Annotated in this window: 14 protein-coding genes; 12 read left to right on the top strand and 2 right to left on the bottom strand. The window is 67.0% G+C overall.

The genetic code is table 11. The features are described from left to right. Positions 1-25: 25 nt before the first annotated feature. Entirely contained in the window at positions 26-589 is a 564-nt protein-coding gene (locus MKK84_RS21270; RefSeq protein ID WP_243923305.1) for a DUF4118 domain-containing protein, read from the bottom strand. Between the two features lie 274 nt (positions 590-863). Then, positions 864-2579 carry a sensor histidine kinase gene (locus tag MKK84_RS21265; protein ID WP_243923302.1) on the bottom strand — a complete coding sequence of 572 codons (1716 nt, stop codon included), beginning with the start codon at positions 2577-2579 and terminating at the stop codon, positions 864-866. Between the two features lie 327 nt (positions 2580-2906). Here MKK84_RS21265 and MKK84_RS21260 point away from each other — a divergent pair, with 327 nt between their 5' ends. The 12 genes from MKK84_RS21260 to MKK84_RS21205 all read left to right on the top strand — a co-directional run bounded on the left by MKK84_RS21260 (position 2907) and on the right by MKK84_RS21205 (position 16450). After that, complete coding sequence (locus MKK84_RS21260; RefSeq protein WP_243923300.1) at positions 2907-4838, top strand: methyl-accepting chemotaxis protein; 1932 nt, start codon at positions 2907-2909, stop codon at positions 4836-4838. Beyond that, on the top strand, positions 4831-6312 hold the full coding sequence (locus MKK84_RS21255) for a chemotaxis protein CheW (protein ID WP_243923297.1): 1482 nt from the start codon (positions 4831-4833) through the stop codon (positions 6310-6312). The genes MKK84_RS21260 and MKK84_RS21255 overlap by 8 nt, the downstream gene beginning before the upstream one ends. After that, on the top strand, positions 6309-7415 hold the full coding sequence (gene cheB / locus MKK84_RS21250; RefSeq protein ID WP_243923295.1) for a chemotaxis-specific protein-glutamate methyltransferase CheB: 1107 nt from the start codon (positions 6309-6311) through the stop codon (positions 7413-7415). Before MKK84_RS21255 ends, cheB begins: the two co-directional genes overlap by 4 nt. Then, a complete protein-coding gene (locus MKK84_RS21245) occupies positions 7415-7963 on the top strand; it encodes a HEAT repeat domain-containing protein (protein WP_243923293.1) in 549 nt (182 codons plus the stop codon). Before cheB ends, MKK84_RS21245 begins: the two co-directional genes overlap by 1 nt. A 4-nt stretch (positions 7964-7967) precedes the next feature. Continuing rightward, entirely contained in the window at positions 7968-8831 is an 864-nt protein-coding gene (locus MKK84_RS21240) for a CheR family methyltransferase (RefSeq protein WP_243923292.1), read from the top strand. After that, positions 8824-9228: a response regulator gene (locus MKK84_RS21235; RefSeq protein ID WP_243923290.1), complete on the top strand. Its 405-nt coding sequence runs from the start codon at positions 8824-8826 to the stop codon at positions 9226-9228. Before MKK84_RS21240 ends, MKK84_RS21235 begins: the two co-directional genes overlap by 8 nt. Beyond that, complete coding sequence (locus MKK84_RS21230; protein WP_243923288.1) at positions 9225-11489, top strand: chemotaxis protein CheA; 2265 nt, start codon at positions 9225-9227, stop codon at positions 11487-11489. The genes MKK84_RS21235 and MKK84_RS21230 overlap by 4 nt, the downstream gene beginning before the upstream one ends. A 3-nt stretch (positions 11490-11492) precedes the next feature. Further along, on the top strand, positions 11493-11744 hold the full coding sequence (locus tag MKK84_RS21225; RefSeq protein ID WP_243923286.1) for a hypothetical protein: 252 nt from the start codon (positions 11493-11495) through the stop codon (positions 11742-11744). Positions 11745-11846: 102 nt separating this feature from the next. Continuing rightward, complete coding sequence (locus tag MKK84_RS21220) at positions 11847-12230, top strand: response regulator (RefSeq protein WP_243923284.1); 384 nt, start codon at positions 11847-11849, stop codon at positions 12228-12230. Then, the gene (locus tag MKK84_RS21215) at positions 12227-12868 is read left to right on the top strand and encodes a chemotaxis protein CheX (protein ID WP_243923282.1); all 642 of its coding nucleotides are present in this window, start codon (positions 12227-12229) and stop codon (positions 12866-12868) included. Before MKK84_RS21220 ends, MKK84_RS21215 begins: the two co-directional genes overlap by 4 nt. A gap of 77 nt (positions 12869-12945) precedes the next feature. Beyond that, positions 12946-15321: a PAS domain-containing protein gene (locus MKK84_RS21210; protein WP_243923275.1), complete on the top strand. Its 2376-nt coding sequence runs from the start codon at positions 12946-12948 to the stop codon at positions 15319-15321. A gap of 664 nt (positions 15322-15985) precedes the next feature. After that, a complete protein-coding gene (locus MKK84_RS21205; protein ID WP_243923273.1) occupies positions 15986-16450 on the top strand; it encodes a hypothetical protein in 465 nt (154 codons plus the stop codon). The last annotated feature ends 389 nt before the right edge of the window (positions 16451-16839 follow it).

Below are 16839 nucleotides of genomic sequence, written 5' to 3'. Positions count from 1 at the left end.
CAAGAACCGCGCCTGAGGCCAGCGCCTACGACGCCAAAGCTGGACGTCGGATCAGCTCAGCCGCACCGTACCGTACCCAGCTTGCGAAGGGGTCCCAATTGCACGCCGATCCGGGGTCCCATTCCAACGCCTTTTGACACTTGGCGGCCTCCGCCACGGCGTTGGCGTCGGTCAACGCCGTTTCCCTGTCGACGAGAATGTGGTTCGCCGCGTTGAGCCGCTCCAGGGTGGCTTCGTTCTGCACCACGGACCGGCGCAACGCGTGGCAGATCCACACCATGGTCGCGCCGACAGTCACGTACTGGCAGAGCAGGGCCACGTCGACGCTGCCGAGCATCCCATCGCGCGTGTAGAACCACGCGGCGATCAGGGTGGACAACAACAGCGCAAACGTCCCAGCACCCCAGCCGAAAGCCAGGGTGACGACGAGCAGGACGGGAATATACAGCAGGAATGGTGCGACGTGGGCCGGGGCCAGGAACCGGACGAACGTCATGGCGCCGACAAGCAGCAACGTGACGCCGTAATCAGTGACCGGCGAATGACGTCGGCGGGCAACCGTCCCGATCAGTTTGTGCAAGCTGCTCATGGGAGGGGAGTGTCACGCCCCGGGTACTTTGGAAAGCGACCGATCCCCACGGCCGTTCGCACAAAAACGGTATGAACGTCGTCGCAGAATGCGTGTTTCGCAGACCAGCCTGGACAGGCTAGACGACTGGTTTCGGCACAAGGCCGTCCATGTTCATTACTAGCAGAGCGCTCTTTTCGCTTCCATCGCTCTCTAAGCGGGACGACGATATCTAACCTTTGCCGACAGGGCCGGGAGATGCCAGACGTTTGGGGCTGGCCTCCTGCAGTAGATCTCAATGGGCAGTGGCGAGTGGGCTGAGATGTGCCCGGCCCAACTCGGTCAACGGGACGTCCATGCCGACACGCAATCCCTTCTCCGCATAGTCGAGGGTGACCTTGCCGTCGAGTTCGCGCTCAACGCTCATCGTGATCAAGCGCGTGCCGAAACCGCGACGTTCGGGGGAAGATGCCGGTGGACCGCGAGTCTCGATCCAATCAAGGCGCAGGTACCGCTCGCTGTGCCCGGCACCGGCAATCGACCAGGCGACACGCACTTCGCCGCCCGGCACGGAAAGCGCGCCGTACTTGGCTGCGTTGGTGACGAGCTCATGCAGTGTCATGCCGAGCGATAGGACGTGACGGGGCGGCAGGTCGACGTCGGGCCCTTCAATCACGAAAGTGGAATCGCCGCCCCGGTATGGCCCGATCTCATTCTCCAGCACCGCGCGCAGGGGGGCGCTCGACCAATCGTCCTGCGTCAGTAGGTCGTGTGTTTTCGATAGGGCGAGGATACGGGCCTCCAGCCGCTCCCCGGGCGCGTCGCCGCCCCGGGTCGACTGCCGTGCCAACGCCTGGACCGTGGCGAGTGTGTTTTTCACCCGGTGGTTCAACTCGTGCAGCATCGTCACCTGCCGTTCCTGCATCGCCCGGCCGTTGCGGATCTCCTCCCGCAGCTCCGCCTCGTTGCGTTGCAGGCTTCCCGCCATGGCATCCAGCTTGCGCCCGAGCCGGCCGAACTCGTCGCCCCCATCCAGGCCGTTGCGGGCGGCGAGATCGCCGGCCTGCCACCGGGACGCCGTCCGAAGCAGGCGGCCGAAGGGACGGCGGATGAAGAAGCGCCCGGCGAAAAGCGCGGCCACGACCGCCATGATGGCACCCAGCGCGATCAGGACCACTCCCCGACGCGTCGCCGCATCGACGTCGGCGTAGGCGATGTCGCGGTCGCGGCCGACGGTGACCCAGGCCGCCGAGGTCGGGCCGGAAGGTTGGGTGTTGGCCAGGACCCTCTCGCGTCCGTCGATCCCGAGATCGACACGGACACCCTCGCCCCGTTCAGTAAGAATGCGTAGCCGCTCAGGCGGGATCGGCTTGCCGACCCAACCATCGCCGTCCGGGTAGCGGACCAGGATGACATGGTTCTCGTCGGCGACGGTGACCGAGGTGCTCGACAGTCGTAGGTTGCGCCGCAGATACTTCGCGAGCCAATCGAGGTCGATGGCGGCGGCCAGGACGCCGACCGTCTGGCCGTTCGCGTCGTGAAGGGGTTGCGCGAAGTGGAGGGAGTCCTTCCGCGAGGCGTTGCCTCGGGCATAGGTCCCCATGACGAACGTGTCTTCCGCGACGGCACGACGCTGGTAGCTGCGGTCGGGCACTGCATACGAGCCGGCAGGCGATCCCACGCTGTTGCAGACGACGGTCCCGTCGATCCGCGTCAGCGCCAGGACCGCGAGATGCGGATTGTCCGTCGCGGCGCGGTGGAGGTACTCGGTGCATCCTGCTGGCTCCATGGCTCGCACGGTGAGGTCCTGCGCCACGAAGTTGAGTGCCTGGCGTGCCGTCTCGGCGACCTGCGAGAGGTCTTCGGCCACGGTCCGAGCGGTGGCCATGGCATCGGCGCGCACGGCCTCGTCGCGCGAGGTACGCAGGGCGTACTCGTTATATCCCTGGATCGCGAGAGCCGGCGCGAGCGCGAGCATCACCAGCAGCAGTATGCGGGTCGTCAGGGTCACGGCCGGCTCCGACCCGCGGTCACTCCGTCGCGGCTGACGTAGGATCGAGGAGAACGATCCGCATGCACCGCACTATCCAAACAAGGTTAATATCCGGCCTCGCGAACCTCTAACGCCGGACGAAGGTATCCCACAAGGGTCGGGCATCCCTCTGCGTTTCTCGGGAGATACGGCATAGTGGTGTGGATCCACCCATTGCGATCAGACGGGTCAGTCTGGCGCTTCTTGACCACAGCGCTCCCCAGCTTAGAACCTCGGATTCTACTTCCGAGCCTTCCTCACCCTTGCGTCCTGCAAGGGGGACGGTCGAACGCAGGTGATCCGTCCATGGCACTGGTGAAGAGGACGCGGCTCGCGCCGCAGGGAGAGGCCCCGGAGGCCGGCGCGACCGTTCCGAACCCTTCACCTGTCGCGCCCATCCCTGCCGGACGCTCGCGCGAACGGTCCCGCGCAAGACGCGAGAAGGCATCCGAGCGGCTTGCGGCGGCGACGGAGGAACTCGCCGCGGGGGTGATCGAGGCGTCGTCGGCCGCGGAGGAACTGCGGCGCTCGATGGAGCAGATCGCCTCGGGAGCCGAGGAAGCCGCCGGCGCCGCGCAGGAGTCCCTCGGTGCCATCGCCGGCATCGCCGCCCGCCTTTCCGAGGCCCGGGAGCGGGCGAACGCCTCGGGCCAGGCGACCACGGCATTCCAGACGCTGCTGGCTGAGACCGGGGTCCATATCACCTCGTCGGCCGCCGCCGTGCAGGCCAACTCCCACCGACAATCCGCTTCGGTCGCGCTGATCGACGAGCTCGACCGCGCGGCCACGAGCATCGGCGAGATCACCGGCACGGTCGAGCACGTTTCCGACCAGACCAACCTTCTGGCCCTGAACGCCGCCATTGAGGCGGCGCGGGCGGGCGAGGACGGCCGGGGCTTCGCGGTCGTGGCCGACGAGGTGCGGGCTCTGGCCGAGACGTCGGAGGCGAGCGCGGCCGAGGTCCGCAAGCTGGCCGAGGCGATCCGCACCGAGGTCCGGGGCATCGGGGAGATCATCCGCGCCGCGGCCCGGACGGCGACGGTCGAGGCCGAGGCAGGCGGGCGGGTTACCGAGCAATTGGAGGCGGCGCGGTCGGAGCTCGGCACGGTGTCGGACGGCGCGCAGGCGATCCTCACCGCAGCTATCGAGGCCGAGACGGCTATCAGGGAGGCGCAACGCGGGGCTGAGCAGATCGCCGCCGCGGCCGAGGAGCAGGCCGCGGCCGCTGGCCAGGCCCAGCAGGCGGTGGCGCAGCAGACGCAATCGCTCGACCAATCCCAGACGACGGCACAAGCGTTGGCAGCCCTTGCCGACGAACTGACAGGCAGCGGCTCGGTTCAGGGGCAGGCCGAGGAGGTCGCCTCGGCAGCCGAGGAACTCTCCGCCACGGTCCAGGAGCTTTCCGGGGCGGCGAGCGAGATCCTCGCCGCCATCGACCAGATCAGCCGTGGCACCGGTATCCAGAGCGCCGCCGCACATCAGTCCAGCGCGGCGATGGAACAAGTCGAGCGGAGCGCCGCGATATTCAAGGCGAACGCGACGGTTGCCCGGGAGACGGTCGCCGGCATCGCCGCAACCTTGGGAGATGTGCGGGCCGGGGTGGGCTCGCTGGCCGACGGGGTGGCGCGCTCGCTCGACGAGACCCGCGCCTGTCTCGGACGCGTCGGCGAACTGGAAGCCAGCAATCGTCGCATCGAGAAGATCATCGGGTCCATCGCCCTGGTCTCCGTGCAGGTGAACATGCTCGCGGTCAGCGGCGCCATCGAGGCGGCGCGCGCCGGCGAAGGGGGCCGAGGCTTCGCCGTCGTGTCGAATGACATCCGTGCCTTGGCCCGCGACGCCTCGGAGAACGCCGACCGCATCCGCGACACCGTCCGCGACATCCAGGACGGGGTCGGCGGCGTCCGAAGGGCACTTGAGCAGGTCGTCGCGGCGTCGGAGACGGAGATGCAGCGCAATCGAGTGCTTTTCGCCACCCTCGCCGGCGTGGAGGGGGACGTCGGTCGTCTGGAGGCCGGCAACACCGACGTCCTAGCCGCCGCAGACGTTATCGTCGTCGCGGCCCGAGAGGGGCTGAAGGGCTCGCAGCAGATCGCCGCCGCGGCTGAGCAGGCCGACCGTGCCTCCAGCGAGGCCGCCACCGCCGCACGCCAGCAGTCGAAGGGCGCTGAGGATCTTGCGGCGAGCATCGAGGAAATCGCATCGCTCGCCGACGAGCTGCAGGCCACGGATGCCTGAGGCCGATGGCACGGGCGACAGGCGCTACCTTATCTTCACGTTGGGCACCGACGATTACGCCCTTGATGCGGGCCTGGTCCGCGAACTGCTTCGTCCGCCCCGGCTGACGCGGGTGCCCGGCGCCCCTGCCGCCTTGGCCGGGCTCGCCAACCTTCGCGGCACCGCCCTGCCGGTGCTCGACCTCCGTCGCATCGTCCGCCCTGATCTGGAGCCCACCACGGAACCGACCCGGGTCGTCGTGGCGGAGGCGGGCGAGGCCGTCGGGCTGATGGTCGACCGTGTCGTGGGATTTTCTGGGGGAACGGAATCGTTCAAGGAGGACGGGCCATCGACGGCTAGGTATCTCACCACCGCCGTCGGGCCGGGCTCGGTTCGCGTGATCGATCTCGGGGCATTGGTCACGGCCGCGTTTCCCCGGCGCCGGACCGGAACGCCCGCTACTGTTGACGTTCGGCCTCCACGAGATGAGTTTTCTGACGCGACGGAGGCGGAGCGCGTCGCGCTGGTTTCCTTCACGGCAGGCGGGCGATCCTATGCCCTGCCGTTGGAGCGGGTCGCGGAGGTGCTGGCGCTGCCGCCGGACGTCATGCCGGTGCCGCGTGCCCAGAGCGCCGCCCTGGGCGTTGTGGCGTTGCGCGGCGGGGTGCTGCCGCTGCTGAGCCTGCCCGTCCTACTTGGCTTGACCGCCCCCCCGCCAAGGGCGGAGGCGCGCATAGTCGTCGCGCGTATGGGGGGAACGGAGATCGGCCTTCTCGTCGATGCGCTGGGTCCGATCCTGAGGCTGGCGTCCGATGCAGTCGATCCGGTGCCGGCGGCGCTAAGTCGAGGCGGAACGACCGCAATCGACGCGATCTGCCGCATCGACCAGGCAGGTACGCTGATCTCCGTGCTCTCCGCCGACCGTTTGATCGAAGGAACGACCTTGACCGCCTCGCCTGCACGTTCCTCCAACGCCAGGACCGAGAACGCTGGAGCGGCGGCAGTGACGGAGCAGTTCGTCGTCTTCGACGTCGCGGGCGAGAGCTACGGCGTCCCGGTGGGGTCGGTACGCGAGGTGCTGCGCGTACCCGAGGTGATGACGCGTCTGCCCCGGTCGTCAGACCTCGTCGTAGGCGCCATCGACGTGCGCGGCACCGTGCTAGCCGTGGTGGACCAGCGCCGGCGCTTCGGCCTTCCGCCAGGCGAGGCAGATCCGCGACGACGCATCGTCGTGCTCGAAGCCGGAGCCGATGTCGCCGGCCTGCTGGTCGATGGCGTCTCGCGGATGCTGCGTCTTGAGGTGGACGCCATACGGCCAACGCCAGATTATTCCGACGACGCCGGGAATGGGGTCGACAGGGTCGCGACCCTCGATGACGGCAGCCTCTTGCCCATCGTAGACGCATCGGCCCTGCTTGCCGGGACCGAGCGGAGGGTGCGGGCGACGAACAAGCGGCCGGGCGTGCGAGGGGCCGGGACGGATACCGCGGAATGATCCGCGTTCTAGTCGTCGACGACTCCGCACTGATGCGTAAGCTCCTTGGCGGCGTGTTCGCGCAGGAGGCGGATTTCGAGGTGGCCTTCGCCCGTGACGGCGAACAGGCACTGGCCGAGCATGCCCGCTTCCGCCCCGACGTGATCACCCTCGACGTGAACATGCCAGGCCTGGACGGCCTCGCCTGCCTCGACCGCATCATGCTGGATCGACCGACCCCGGTGGTGATGCTGTCGTCCCTGACCGCGGACGGCGCGGAAATCACCCTCGACGCGTTGGAGCGGGGCGCCGTCGACTTCGTCGCCAAGCCCGGCGGAGCGGTTTCCCTGGAGATGGACCATCTTGGCCCCCTGATCGTGCAAAGGGTGCGGGCTGCTGCGCGCGCCCGACTGCGTCCGACCCTGCGCCTCACCGAGCGCATACGGGCGAGGAGCGCGACTCCGGCACGCGGTGCGGTGACGCGCACGCCGAGGCCGACGTCCCTGCCTTCGCCCGGACCGAAGGCCGCCCCTTCTGCGACGCCCGGGATCGTCGATGGCATCGTACTGGTCGGGACATCGACGGGCGGGCCGCCCGCGCTCGATGCCTTGCTGTCGCGATTGCCCGCGGATTTCCCGTGGCCGGTCGTGATCGCCCAGCACATGCCCGGCAACTTCACCGGTCCCCTGTCGCGGCGGCTCGACGGCCTATGCGCACTGCGGGTGCAGGAAGTTGCTCGGCCGATGCCTCTGGCTCCAGGCAACGTCTATGTCGGCAAGGGGGACGCGGACGTGACGCTCGCGCGCCGCCCCTCCGGGCTGGTGGTGCAGCCGGTGCCGGCCCATGTCGACTATCCTTGGCACCCGAGTGCCGACCGTCTCGTCGCGAGCGCCCTCGAACTGGTCGAGCCCTCACGCCTCATCGGCGTCCTAATGACTGGCATGGGCCGGGACGGTGCGACGACGATGGCGGAGTTGCGGGCGAAGGGTGGCCGCACCATCGCCGAGAGCGAGGAGACGGCGGTGGTCTGGGGCATGCCGGGCGAACTCGTCAGGGTCGGCGGTGCAACGGTCGTCGTCCCGCTCGACGGCATCGCCGACGCGCTCATCGATATGGTGCCCTGATGCCGCTCGTCCGCAGAGATCCGCCTCCTCCGACGATTGCCGCGACCGCGTCTAAGCCTGATCGACACAGGGATGCGGACAATCTCGGCCTCGCCCTCCAAACGGAAAAGGACCCGCGTACCCGCGAAGCCCTGCTCGCGGCGCTGCTGTCAATCGGCGATCCATCCGCCGCCGCCGCGCTCGCCCGGCACCTGCGCTCGGAGGATGCTTGGCTGCGCAACGCCTGCATCGAGGCGCTTCAGTCGATGCCCGCCGCAGCGGGCACGGTGCTTTCGGAATTGCTCTCCGATTCCGACCCCGACGTCCGACTCCTCGCAACCGAGATCGTGAGGACGCAGCCGGTCGAGGAGGCGAGCGTCCTGCTTGCTGCCTTGCTGGAGGCGGAGACCAACCCGAACGTCTGCGGCGCGGCGGTCGAGGTCTTGGCCGAGGTCGGGACGCCGGACGCGATACCGGCTTTGCTGGCCGCTCGGACCCGGTTCGTCTCGGAGGCATTCCTGCCATTGGCCATCGATACCGTGCTCGCGCGCCTCGACAAGGGTCGTTGAGCGCGTGGTCGATACCCCATCGCCGGTCACCGACGTCGACTTCGCGCGCTTCTGCGAGTTCCTGTACCGGCGCACCGGCATCCTGTTCACGCCGGCCAAGCGCTATTTCGTCGACCGCCGGCTCGCCGAGCGCATGCAGGCGACCGCGTCCCGCTCGTTCGCAGTGTATCTCGCACGCCTGCGCGCCGACCTGGACGGCGAGGTCGAGACCCTCATCAACGCCTTCACCATCAACGAAACCTACTTCTACCGCGAGGACCACCAACTCCGCTGCCTGACGTCCTCCTTGCTACCGGAACTCGTCGCCCAACGACCGGTAGGATCGACCGTGCGGATCTGGTCGATGCCCTGCTCGACCGGGGAGGAACCGTACTCGGTCGCGCTCTGTCTGCTCGAGAACTGGCCGGAGGTCGACCGCTACGACATCGAGATCGTCGGCTCGGACATCGATACCCGCGCGCTCGCCGCCGCCGAGGAAGGAATTTACGGCGAGCGAGCGCTGATGCGGTTGAGCCCGGAACTCGTCGCCCGCTATTTCGTGCGCGAGGAGACCCGGCTTGGTCCGGCATGGCGCATCCTCGCGGACCTGCGCGGCTCGGTGCGGTTCGTCCCATGCAATCTGACCGACGCGAAGACGATGGCAGCCCAAGGCCGCTTCGACGTCGTGTTCTGCCGCAACGTTTTGATCTACTTCGACGACGCCTCGCGGCGGCTTGCGGCGGACAACATCTACGATGCCCTGGTCCCCGGCGGCTTCGTCTGCCTCGGGCATACCGAGAGCATGAGCCGGATTTCACCGTTGTTCAGGGTCTGCCGCTACGACGACGCCATCGTCTACCGGCGGCCGCGCGAGGGCGAGCATGTCTGACACCGGTTCCCTTCGCCTAGAGACTCCACGCGTGCTCGTCGTCGACGACGGAGCTCTCGTGAGGATGTACTATCGCGGCATCTTTGAACGAGCGGGTTTCGCGGTGGACGAGGCGCTCAACGGCATCGAAGGGTTGGAACGCGTGTTGCGCGCGACATACGACCTCCTCGTCGTGGACGTGAACATGCCGAAGATGGATGGATACAGTTTTCTTCGCGCCCTGCGTGGTCGCGAGTCCCCGATACGTTCGATCCCGGCCTTGATGACCAGCACGGAGGCCGCCGAGGGCGACCGCGAAGCGGCCCGGGTCGCGGGCGCGAACTTCTACTTGGTGAAGCCTTTGTCCGAGGACGTGCTGGTCGCGCATGCCAGGGCGCTTGCAGGCTCGCGTCCGTGAACGACCTGCTCGAACAGTTCCTCGACGAGACGCGCGAGCTCGTCCAGTCGGCGACGGAGGACCTACTGGCGCTGGAGGCGGCGCCGGGAGACGCGGAGGCGGTGAACCGGGTGTTCCGCGCCTTCCACACGCTCAAGGGTTCCGTCGGGCTATTCGATTTCCCGCCATGGTTCTCGCTCCTGCACGCCGCCGAGGACTGCCTGTCCGCGGCACGGGCCGCGACCCTCGCCGTTGATAGCGCCCTGGTCGACCTCGCGCTGGAGACCCTCGACGCCACCGGACGCTGGGCCGACGCCGTCGAGATTGGAGGGGCACTGCCGGAGACCGCCGACGCAGAGGGAAGCGCCCTTGCCGGACGATACCGTTCCCTTCTCTCTCCAGGACCGGAGACCCGCGCGACGGACGCCCCCGCGCTCCCGGTATGGGCGTCACGTCTCTCCGAGCCCCTGAGCGGTATCGAGGGAAGGCCGCTGATCGCGGTCCGGTACCAGCCTCGCGGCGATTGCTTCTTCTCAGGGGACGATCCCCTCGGCCTCGTCCGTAAGGTCCCGGGCCTTCTCGCCGTCACGGTCGAGCCGGCGGTGCCATGGTCACCGGACGACGAGTTCGACGCCTTCGCCTGCAACCTCGCCATCACGCTGGTCTCGGAGGCGCCACGGGCCGAGATCGAAACCGTCTTCCGTCTCGTGGGCGATCAGGTCACGGTCGTGGACCTACCGACCGCGATCTACCCGCGGATCGTGCCGAGCGGGACGATGTCGGCGGGCGCACCCGCGTTGGAGCCGGTTGTCGCCGCGATCCTTGCGGAACAGGTCCGGGTGTTGGCCGCCTCGGACGAGGCGGATACCGACGCGGGCCGTTTGGAAGCCTGCGCGCGCTCGGCGATGAACGCCCTTCGGTCGACTGGGCGATCCAGTGCCGCCGAGCGCTGCGGGCAGGCGCTTGGGAGCGGTCCGGATGCCCTTCGAGCCGCCATCGAAGCCATCCTGTCCAACCGGACGGACGCCGCGACGCCAACGGACGGGGAGGAGGCTTACGGGGCATCCGATCCGCTTGGCGGTGACGCGGCCCGTACCCTGCGGGTCGACTCGGCCCGGGTCGACGTACTCGTCGCGCTGGTCGGCGAGCTCGTCGTCGCACGCAACGGCTTGGGCCATCTCGCCGCCCAGGCCGAGGCTGGCGAGGATGCGGGCACGCTGGCCCGTGCGATCCGCGAGGCTGATGCAAACATCGGACGCCTCTCGACGACCTTGCACCGAAGCGCAATTTCACTCCGGCTCACGCCGCTGTCGAGTGTGTTCCGCCGTTTCGGGCGCCAGGTGCGGGACGCAGCGCGTGGCCTAGGCAAGGACGTCGTCCTCGTAGTCGAAGGTGAGGCTACGGAAGCGGACAAGGGCATCGTCGAGAACATGTTCGAGCCGCTCCTGCACGTCGTGCGGAACGCGATCGATCACGGGCTTGAGGACGCGGCGAACCGGCGTCAGGTCGGCAAGCCCGAAGCCGGACGCATCCGCCTTAAGGCCGAGCAGGATGGCGACGGCATCGTCGTGTCGGTCTCCGACGATGGGCGCGGGATCGACCCGGCCTTCATCCGGCGCCGGGCCGTTGAGCGCGGGCTTCTCCAGCCCGAGCCCGTTGCGACCATGGATGATGCCGCCGTCACCGACCTAATCTTCGCCCCCGGTTTCTCGACCGCCGAGAGCGTGGGCGCGCTGTCGGGTCGAGGTGTCGGCATGGATGCGGTACGGGCGGCGGCGGCGCGCATGGGGGGGCGCGTCTCGGTCGAGAGCCGCGTCGGTCTCGGCACCACGATCCGACTGCACCTGCCTCGGACCATCGCCCTGGCACGCATCATGGTCGTCGGTGCGGGCACGGAATCGTATGGCATCGCGATGGACGCCGTCGTGGAGGTCGTACGCAGGCCCCGGACGTGCGTCCATGCCGTCGCAGGCGGGAACGCGACGGTCCTGCGAGGCCGGACGGTTCCGGTGTTCCGGCTTGTAGAGTTGCTTGGTCGGGGAGATCGTCCCCTCGACGGCGACGATGCGCTTCTCTTGGTCGTCCGGGTGAACGGGGAGACCATCGCCGTTGAGGTTGACCGCTTCGAGGCCCGGATCGACGCCGTGGTCCGGCCGCCGGCCAGCCTCGTCGGGTCCGTGGCGGGCGTGGGGGGGACGACCATGCTCGGCGACGGCCGCGTATTGCTCGTGCTCGACCCTGCCGGCATCCTCGCGGACGCGTCGGCACCCGCCGGAGGATAGGTGATGGCCGTCGTTCGTCGAACCGATGCCGAGCCGGGGACGCCGGTACGATTGGAAGGCGTCTGCCCGGTTGAGGACGCCGAGACGCTCGCCTCCCTCATCCTGGAAGACCCGAGTGCCCCGGTGGACTGGACCGCCTGCACGCGCATGCATACGGCGGTGTACCAAGTCCTGCTTCGGCTGCGGCCCACCATCCTCGGTACCTGTGGCGACCCGTTCGTGGGCCGCTGGCTGACCCCGCCCAGCCCAGGATAACCCAACGCCACCAATACTTACGGCTTTGACCGAAAGGGGTCCCGACGCATAGTGCCTGTCATCTTCATGCCTCCGAGCGAAATCAGGGCACCATCGCCTTTCATGCCGACCACAGTTCTCATCGTCGACGACAGCAAGCTCGCCCGCCTCGTCGCCGCCAAGCTCCTGCGCCAGCTCAAGCCGGACTGGGAGGTGGCGGAGGCGGCCAACGCCGACGCGGCGATGGCCGTCATGGACGAGCGCCAGGTCGACTTGGCGCTGCTAGACTTCAACATGCCGGGCAAGGACGGCCTCGAACTGGCCGCCGATCTGCGGGCATCCAGACCCCACATGCCCATCGCCGTGGTCTCGGCGAACATCCAGGACGAGATTATCGCACGGGCCCGAAGCGTCGACGCCACCTTCCTGCCGAAGCCCCTCACCGAGGAGGCGCTTGCGGGCTTCCTGTCCGGTGCGGCGCTCAGGTTGCGCAGGGCGGCTTCGTGACGGCGGCCACCGTCGACCTCACGGAACTGCAGCGCGACGCCTTCACCGAGCTCGTGAACATCGGTGTCAGCAAGGCCGCCGCGAGCCTGCGCAAGATGATCGGCGTCCAGGTGCTCCTCTCTGTGCCGGCCGTGGAGATCGTGTCCCAGGCTCAGGCCGCGCGCATGATCGGCGAGCGCGAGGCGTCCGAACTCGTCGTGGTCCAACAGGACTTCACGGGCGCCTTCGCCGGACGCGCCCTCCTGATCTTCCCTCAGGAGAACGGGCGCGAGCTCGTGCGCGCGGTGGCCGGGGAGGAACTCACGCCGGAGGAGGTGGCGGAGCTTGAGGACGAGGCCCTCACCGAGACCGGCAACGTCATCCTAAACGGATGCCTTGCCACGATGGCGAACCTGCTGCAGCGGACCCTGACGATGTCGCTGCCCGAGGTCATGCGGGGCGACGGCCCCCGGATCTTCCGGACCGTCGGCCACGACGGGACCGACGCGCTCGTCCTGTTCCTCTACATCAACTTCGCGGTGCGGGAGCGCGACATCCGTGGCTACATCGCCATGCTCATGGACCTGCCTTCGCTAGAAAGCCTCAAGGTGTTGATCGACGAATTCGTCGAGCGTGCAATCGGCGAGACGGAAGCGTGACGGAAAACCCGGGAGGCGCAGGCATCGAACCGCACCGATCCGAGGTACCTGGTTCGCTTGGCCATGCGACGGCTGAGATGCGTCGCTTGGCTGGCCCGTTCATCGCCACGCTGGAACTCACCCGCCAGCCGATGGTGGTCACGGACCCGCGCCTTCCGGACAATCCCATCGTCTTCGCGAACCGCTCCTTCCAGTCTTTGACGGGGTACGACTCAAGCGAGATCCTCGGACGAAACTGCCGATTTCTCCAGGGTCCCGACACGGACCCGGCTTCCGTGGCCCTCGTTCGAAGCGCGGTCGCAGAACACAGGGAAATCAAGGTCCAGATCCTCAACTACCGCAAGGACGGCGGTACGTTTTGGAACGAGCTCTACCTGAGCCCGGTCTTCGACAAGACCGGCGGGCTCATGTACTTTTTCGCCTCCCAGGTGGACGTCACACCCTCGCACCAGGGGGCGGTCGCGCAGGAGCGACTGGCCAGTATCGAGCGGCGCTTGGCCGAAGCGCAGCGGCAACTGAAGATCACCGTGGCGGCGGCGGGTATCGCCGGGACCTGGGCTTGGGACATTCCGGGAAAGCGCCTCCACGTCGACGACCGCTTCGCCCTGCTCAACGGGATTGGGCAGGATGTCGGCACGGATGGCGTTCCCACCACCGCCTTCTTCAACCGCATCCATTCACAGGACCGATCCAGGGTACGCCTGGCGGTCAGCGGCATCCTGAATGGCGCAGAGGTCTTCGACAGGGAATATCGCCTCCAGGCGCCGGACGGTGCGATCCGTTGGGTCCATGCCCGCGGACGGTGCGATTATGACGCTGATGGTAGCCCCTCACGCTTCACCGGCGCCCTCGTCGAGATCACCGAACAGAAGCGGGTCGTCGAGCGGTTGCGCATCGCCCAGACCGCGGGCCGCATCGGCACGTTCGAGTTCGTGCCGGGCTTCGCCACCGTCGAGGTCTCTCCCCAGTTCTGCGCCCTCCTTGGCGTCGTCCCGGCGGTCAACCTGTCGGTCAGCGCGGTCAACGCCCTTGTCATCGACGGTGGTCCCTTGCTGAACCCGGGCCTCCGCGAGGCAGGGGAGCTTCCCTACGCCGAGATGCGTGTCCGGCTGGCTGACATGGGCGAGACGCGCTGGCTCGCCCGGCGTGGCGAGGCCGTTCGCGACGACGCTTCCTCCGAATTGCGACACGTGGGCGTGATCTATGACGTGACCGCGACGAAGGCGTCCGAGGTCGCCTTGCGAGAGATGAACGACACCTTGGAGGCCCGCGTCCAAGAGGCCATTGCCGAACGCGAGCAAGCCGAGGAGCAGTTGCGCCAGTCCCAGAAGATGGAGGCCGTCGGACAGCTGACCGGGGGGATCGCGCACGATTTCAACAACCTTCTCACCGGCATCGTCGGGTCGCTCGACCTGATGCAGACCCGCATCAACGAGGGCCGGACCGAGAACCTGTCGCGCTACTCTAACCTCGCCATGGCGTCCGCCCAACGTGCCGCTGCCCTCACCCATCGCCTTCTCGCCTTCTCGCGTCAGCAGCCGCTGGAGGCGAAGGCCGTCGACGTGAACCGGCTCGTCGGCTCTATGGATGACCTCCTCCGTCGAACATTGGGTGAGCGCGTCCGCTTAGAGGTCGTGATCTCGGGCGGCCTATGGCTGACGCTGTGCGACCCGAACCAATTGGAGAACGCCCTCCTGAACCTCGCCATCAACGCCCGCGACGCGATGCCGGAAGGAGGCAGGCTCATCATCGAGACGGCGAACAGCTTCCTCGACGATGCCTATGCCGCGCGCGAGATCGGGGTGCGGGCCGGACAATACGTCTGCATCTGCGTGACCGACACCGGCTCCGGCATGCCGCCGGACGTCATAGCGAAGGCGTTCGATCCGTTCTTCACGACGAAGCCCATCGGGCAGGGCACCGGGCTCGGGCTGAGCATGATCTATGGGTTCGCCAAGCAGTCGGAGGGCAACGTCAAAATCTACTCCGAGACCGGGAAAGGCACCTCGGTGAAGCTCTACCTGCCACGGTTTTTCGGTGAGTTCGAAGAGCCTGGCACCACCAGGGGCGAGACGCCCCGTGCCGAACTTGGCGAGACTGTCTTGGTGGTCGAGGACGACGATACGGTGCGAACCCTCGTCGTCGAGGTGCTGGGTGAACTCGGCTACGCCACCCGGGAAGCGCCTGACGGGCCTTCCGGCCTCCGCATCCTGCAGTCGGACGCGCGCATCGACCTCCTAGTTACGGATGTCGGTCTGCCTGGGCTCAACGGCCGACAGCTCGCGGACCAGGCCCGAACCGGGCGGCCGGACCTGAAGGTGTTGTTCATGACAGGCTACGCGGAAAACGCTGCCTTCGGTGCAGGCCACCTCGCACCCGGTATGCAGATGATCACTAAGCCTTTTCCGGTCGAAGGACTTGCGAGCAAGATCCGCTCGATCATCGAAGCATAAAGGTCGCCGGGTTGCCCAGGTACGCTTGACGCCAAAAATCGAGCTTGTAGGCGCCAATGGACATACGGGTTAATCAATCGTCCACGGCTGAACGTCAGCTTCCCGCGTCCTACGAACCGTAAGCAGACAGGCTGCAAACCACCCTGTGCGGACGTCCCGAGGCCGTGCCCCGAGACCGTCTGTCCCCGCTAGTGCACAGACGCTGACGAACGCACCACGTGCTTGCCTGCTAAAATATTGATTCAGCTTGTAAAATAGCCTTGCCGTGTGTACGTTTTGTCGGCGTCATTGCACTAGATCTAGTGGTGAGAGGCAGAACCGCCTTCGCCACCGGCTTGTGCGCATGCCGCGCGTAAAGCGTGTAACTGATCCCGGAGGGCCTGTGCGTGAAGACCTACCTCGAGGACGATCCCGTAAAGCGCAACCGAAACCCCGTGACCCCCCGGTAGGGTCGCATAGTTTGCGGCTGTCTCACGCAACAGCTCGGCCTCCTCCTCGTTGACCTCTAGTGCAGCATCCATCTCGGCGGCGGCTTCAAGAACTTCCTGAAACATCGTCGTCTCCTGCTACCGATTTTGAACCGGGGTGCAATGGCCCTAGGCTTTATGGCCTTCGCGCACGGACGAATATAGCCTAAAATGGCGCTCATCACAGCGAGCGTTCCATGACCATTCTGACCTCGTACTGGTCGCGTCCTCTACCGCCAGACTACGTTCGAATTTCAGTGTCTCGTGGCTCGCCACGATGGATGAAGCCTCAGCCAAAGATCCCCGAATTTGCTCCAGGCCAGTGGCTGTACACGACCCCCGACCCCGAAGAGTACCGCATCAAGTACGTCAGCCAGCTCGCATGCGTTGACGTGGGCGAGATCGTGGAGCGGATCGACCGGATGGCCGGCGGGCGCACGGCAGTTCTGTGCTGCTTCTGCAAACCAGGGGTCCCCGGCGGCTTTTGTCATCGTGCGTGGCTTTCAGTCCTGTTCGCGCACCGGGCAAACTTGGAGGTCCCTGAGCTCGGCATGGAGGCCGATGGTTCGGGCGCGGCGCATCCTCTACTTCCGCAGGAATATCGGTGGCCCCTAGAGCAACCGTCTGCTCAGGCGCGCCCCGTGCAGCTCGATCTGCTCTGACGATCGGTTGTGAGCTTGATCAAACCGCTCTGTACCTCATTATTCAGGCCCCACAGTCTACAATTTTCAAATAAACCACTTGATATTTGCGGGAGCTGCCGATAGTATGCCGACTTCAACAGCGGCATTTTGGGTTCAGGCCCAGCAGCTCGCATAGATCAAGGCGTAATTGCCATGTCTCTGCGCACGCGATCGTCGCGACTTACCCACGGCCATGCCCAACACGGGGTACCGACACCTGAGCACTGCGCTTGGGTGCAGATGCGCTACCGCTGCCGAAAAGCGTCCCAGTCCCCAGCGCCCGGCACCCATATCCCGTGCGTCTGTGACGCCTGGGATCGGTCTTTCGAAGCCTTCCTGGCTGATGTTGGCCCCAAGCCGTCTCCCGC

This window comes from Methylobacterium sp. E-065, assembly GCF_022829605.1.
In the GTDB taxonomy this organism is placed as follows: domain Bacteria; phylum Pseudomonadota; class Alphaproteobacteria; order Rhizobiales; family Beijerinckiaceae; genus Methylobacterium.
Note: the sequence above shows the minus strand (reverse complement) of the source record. Positions and strands in the feature narration are given on the sequence as shown.

Excerpts from the sequence above, each read along its gene's own strand:
- MKK84_RS21270 (WP_243923305.1), bottom strand. The coding sequence starts at position 589 with ATGAGCAGCTTGCACAAACTGATCGGGACGGTTGCCCGCCGACGTCAT.
- MKK84_RS21260 (WP_243923300.1), top strand. The coding sequence starts at position 2,907 with ATGGCACTGGTGAAGAGGACGCGGCTCGCGCCGCAGGGAGAGGCCCCG.
- MKK84_RS21255 (WP_243923297.1), top strand. The coding sequence starts at position 4,831 with ATGCCTGAGGCCGATGGCACGGGCGACAGGCGCTACCTTATCTTCACG.
- cheB (WP_243923295.1), top strand. The coding sequence starts at position 6,309 with ATGATCCGCGTTCTAGTCGTCGACGACTCCGCACTGATGCGTAAGCTC.
- MKK84_RS21245 (WP_243923293.1), top strand. The coding sequence starts at position 7,415 with ATGCCGCTCGTCCGCAGAGATCCGCCTCCTCCGACGATTGCCGCGACC.
- MKK84_RS21235 (WP_243923290.1), top strand. The coding sequence starts at position 8,824 with ATGTCTGACACCGGTTCCCTTCGCCTAGAGACTCCACGCGTGCTCGTC.
- MKK84_RS21225 (WP_243923286.1), top strand. The coding sequence starts at position 11,493 with ATGGCCGTCGTTCGTCGAACCGATGCCGAGCCGGGGACGCCGGTACGA.
- MKK84_RS21220 (WP_243923284.1), top strand. The coding sequence starts at position 11,847 with ATGCCGACCACAGTTCTCATCGTCGACGACAGCAAGCTCGCCCGCCTC.
- MKK84_RS21210 (WP_243923275.1), top strand. The coding sequence starts at position 12,946 with ATGCGTCGCTTGGCTGGCCCGTTCATCGCCACGCTGGAACTCACCCGC.
- MKK84_RS21205 (WP_243923273.1), top strand. The coding sequence starts at position 15,986 with ATGACCATTCTGACCTCGTACTGGTCGCGTCCTCTACCGCCAGACTAC.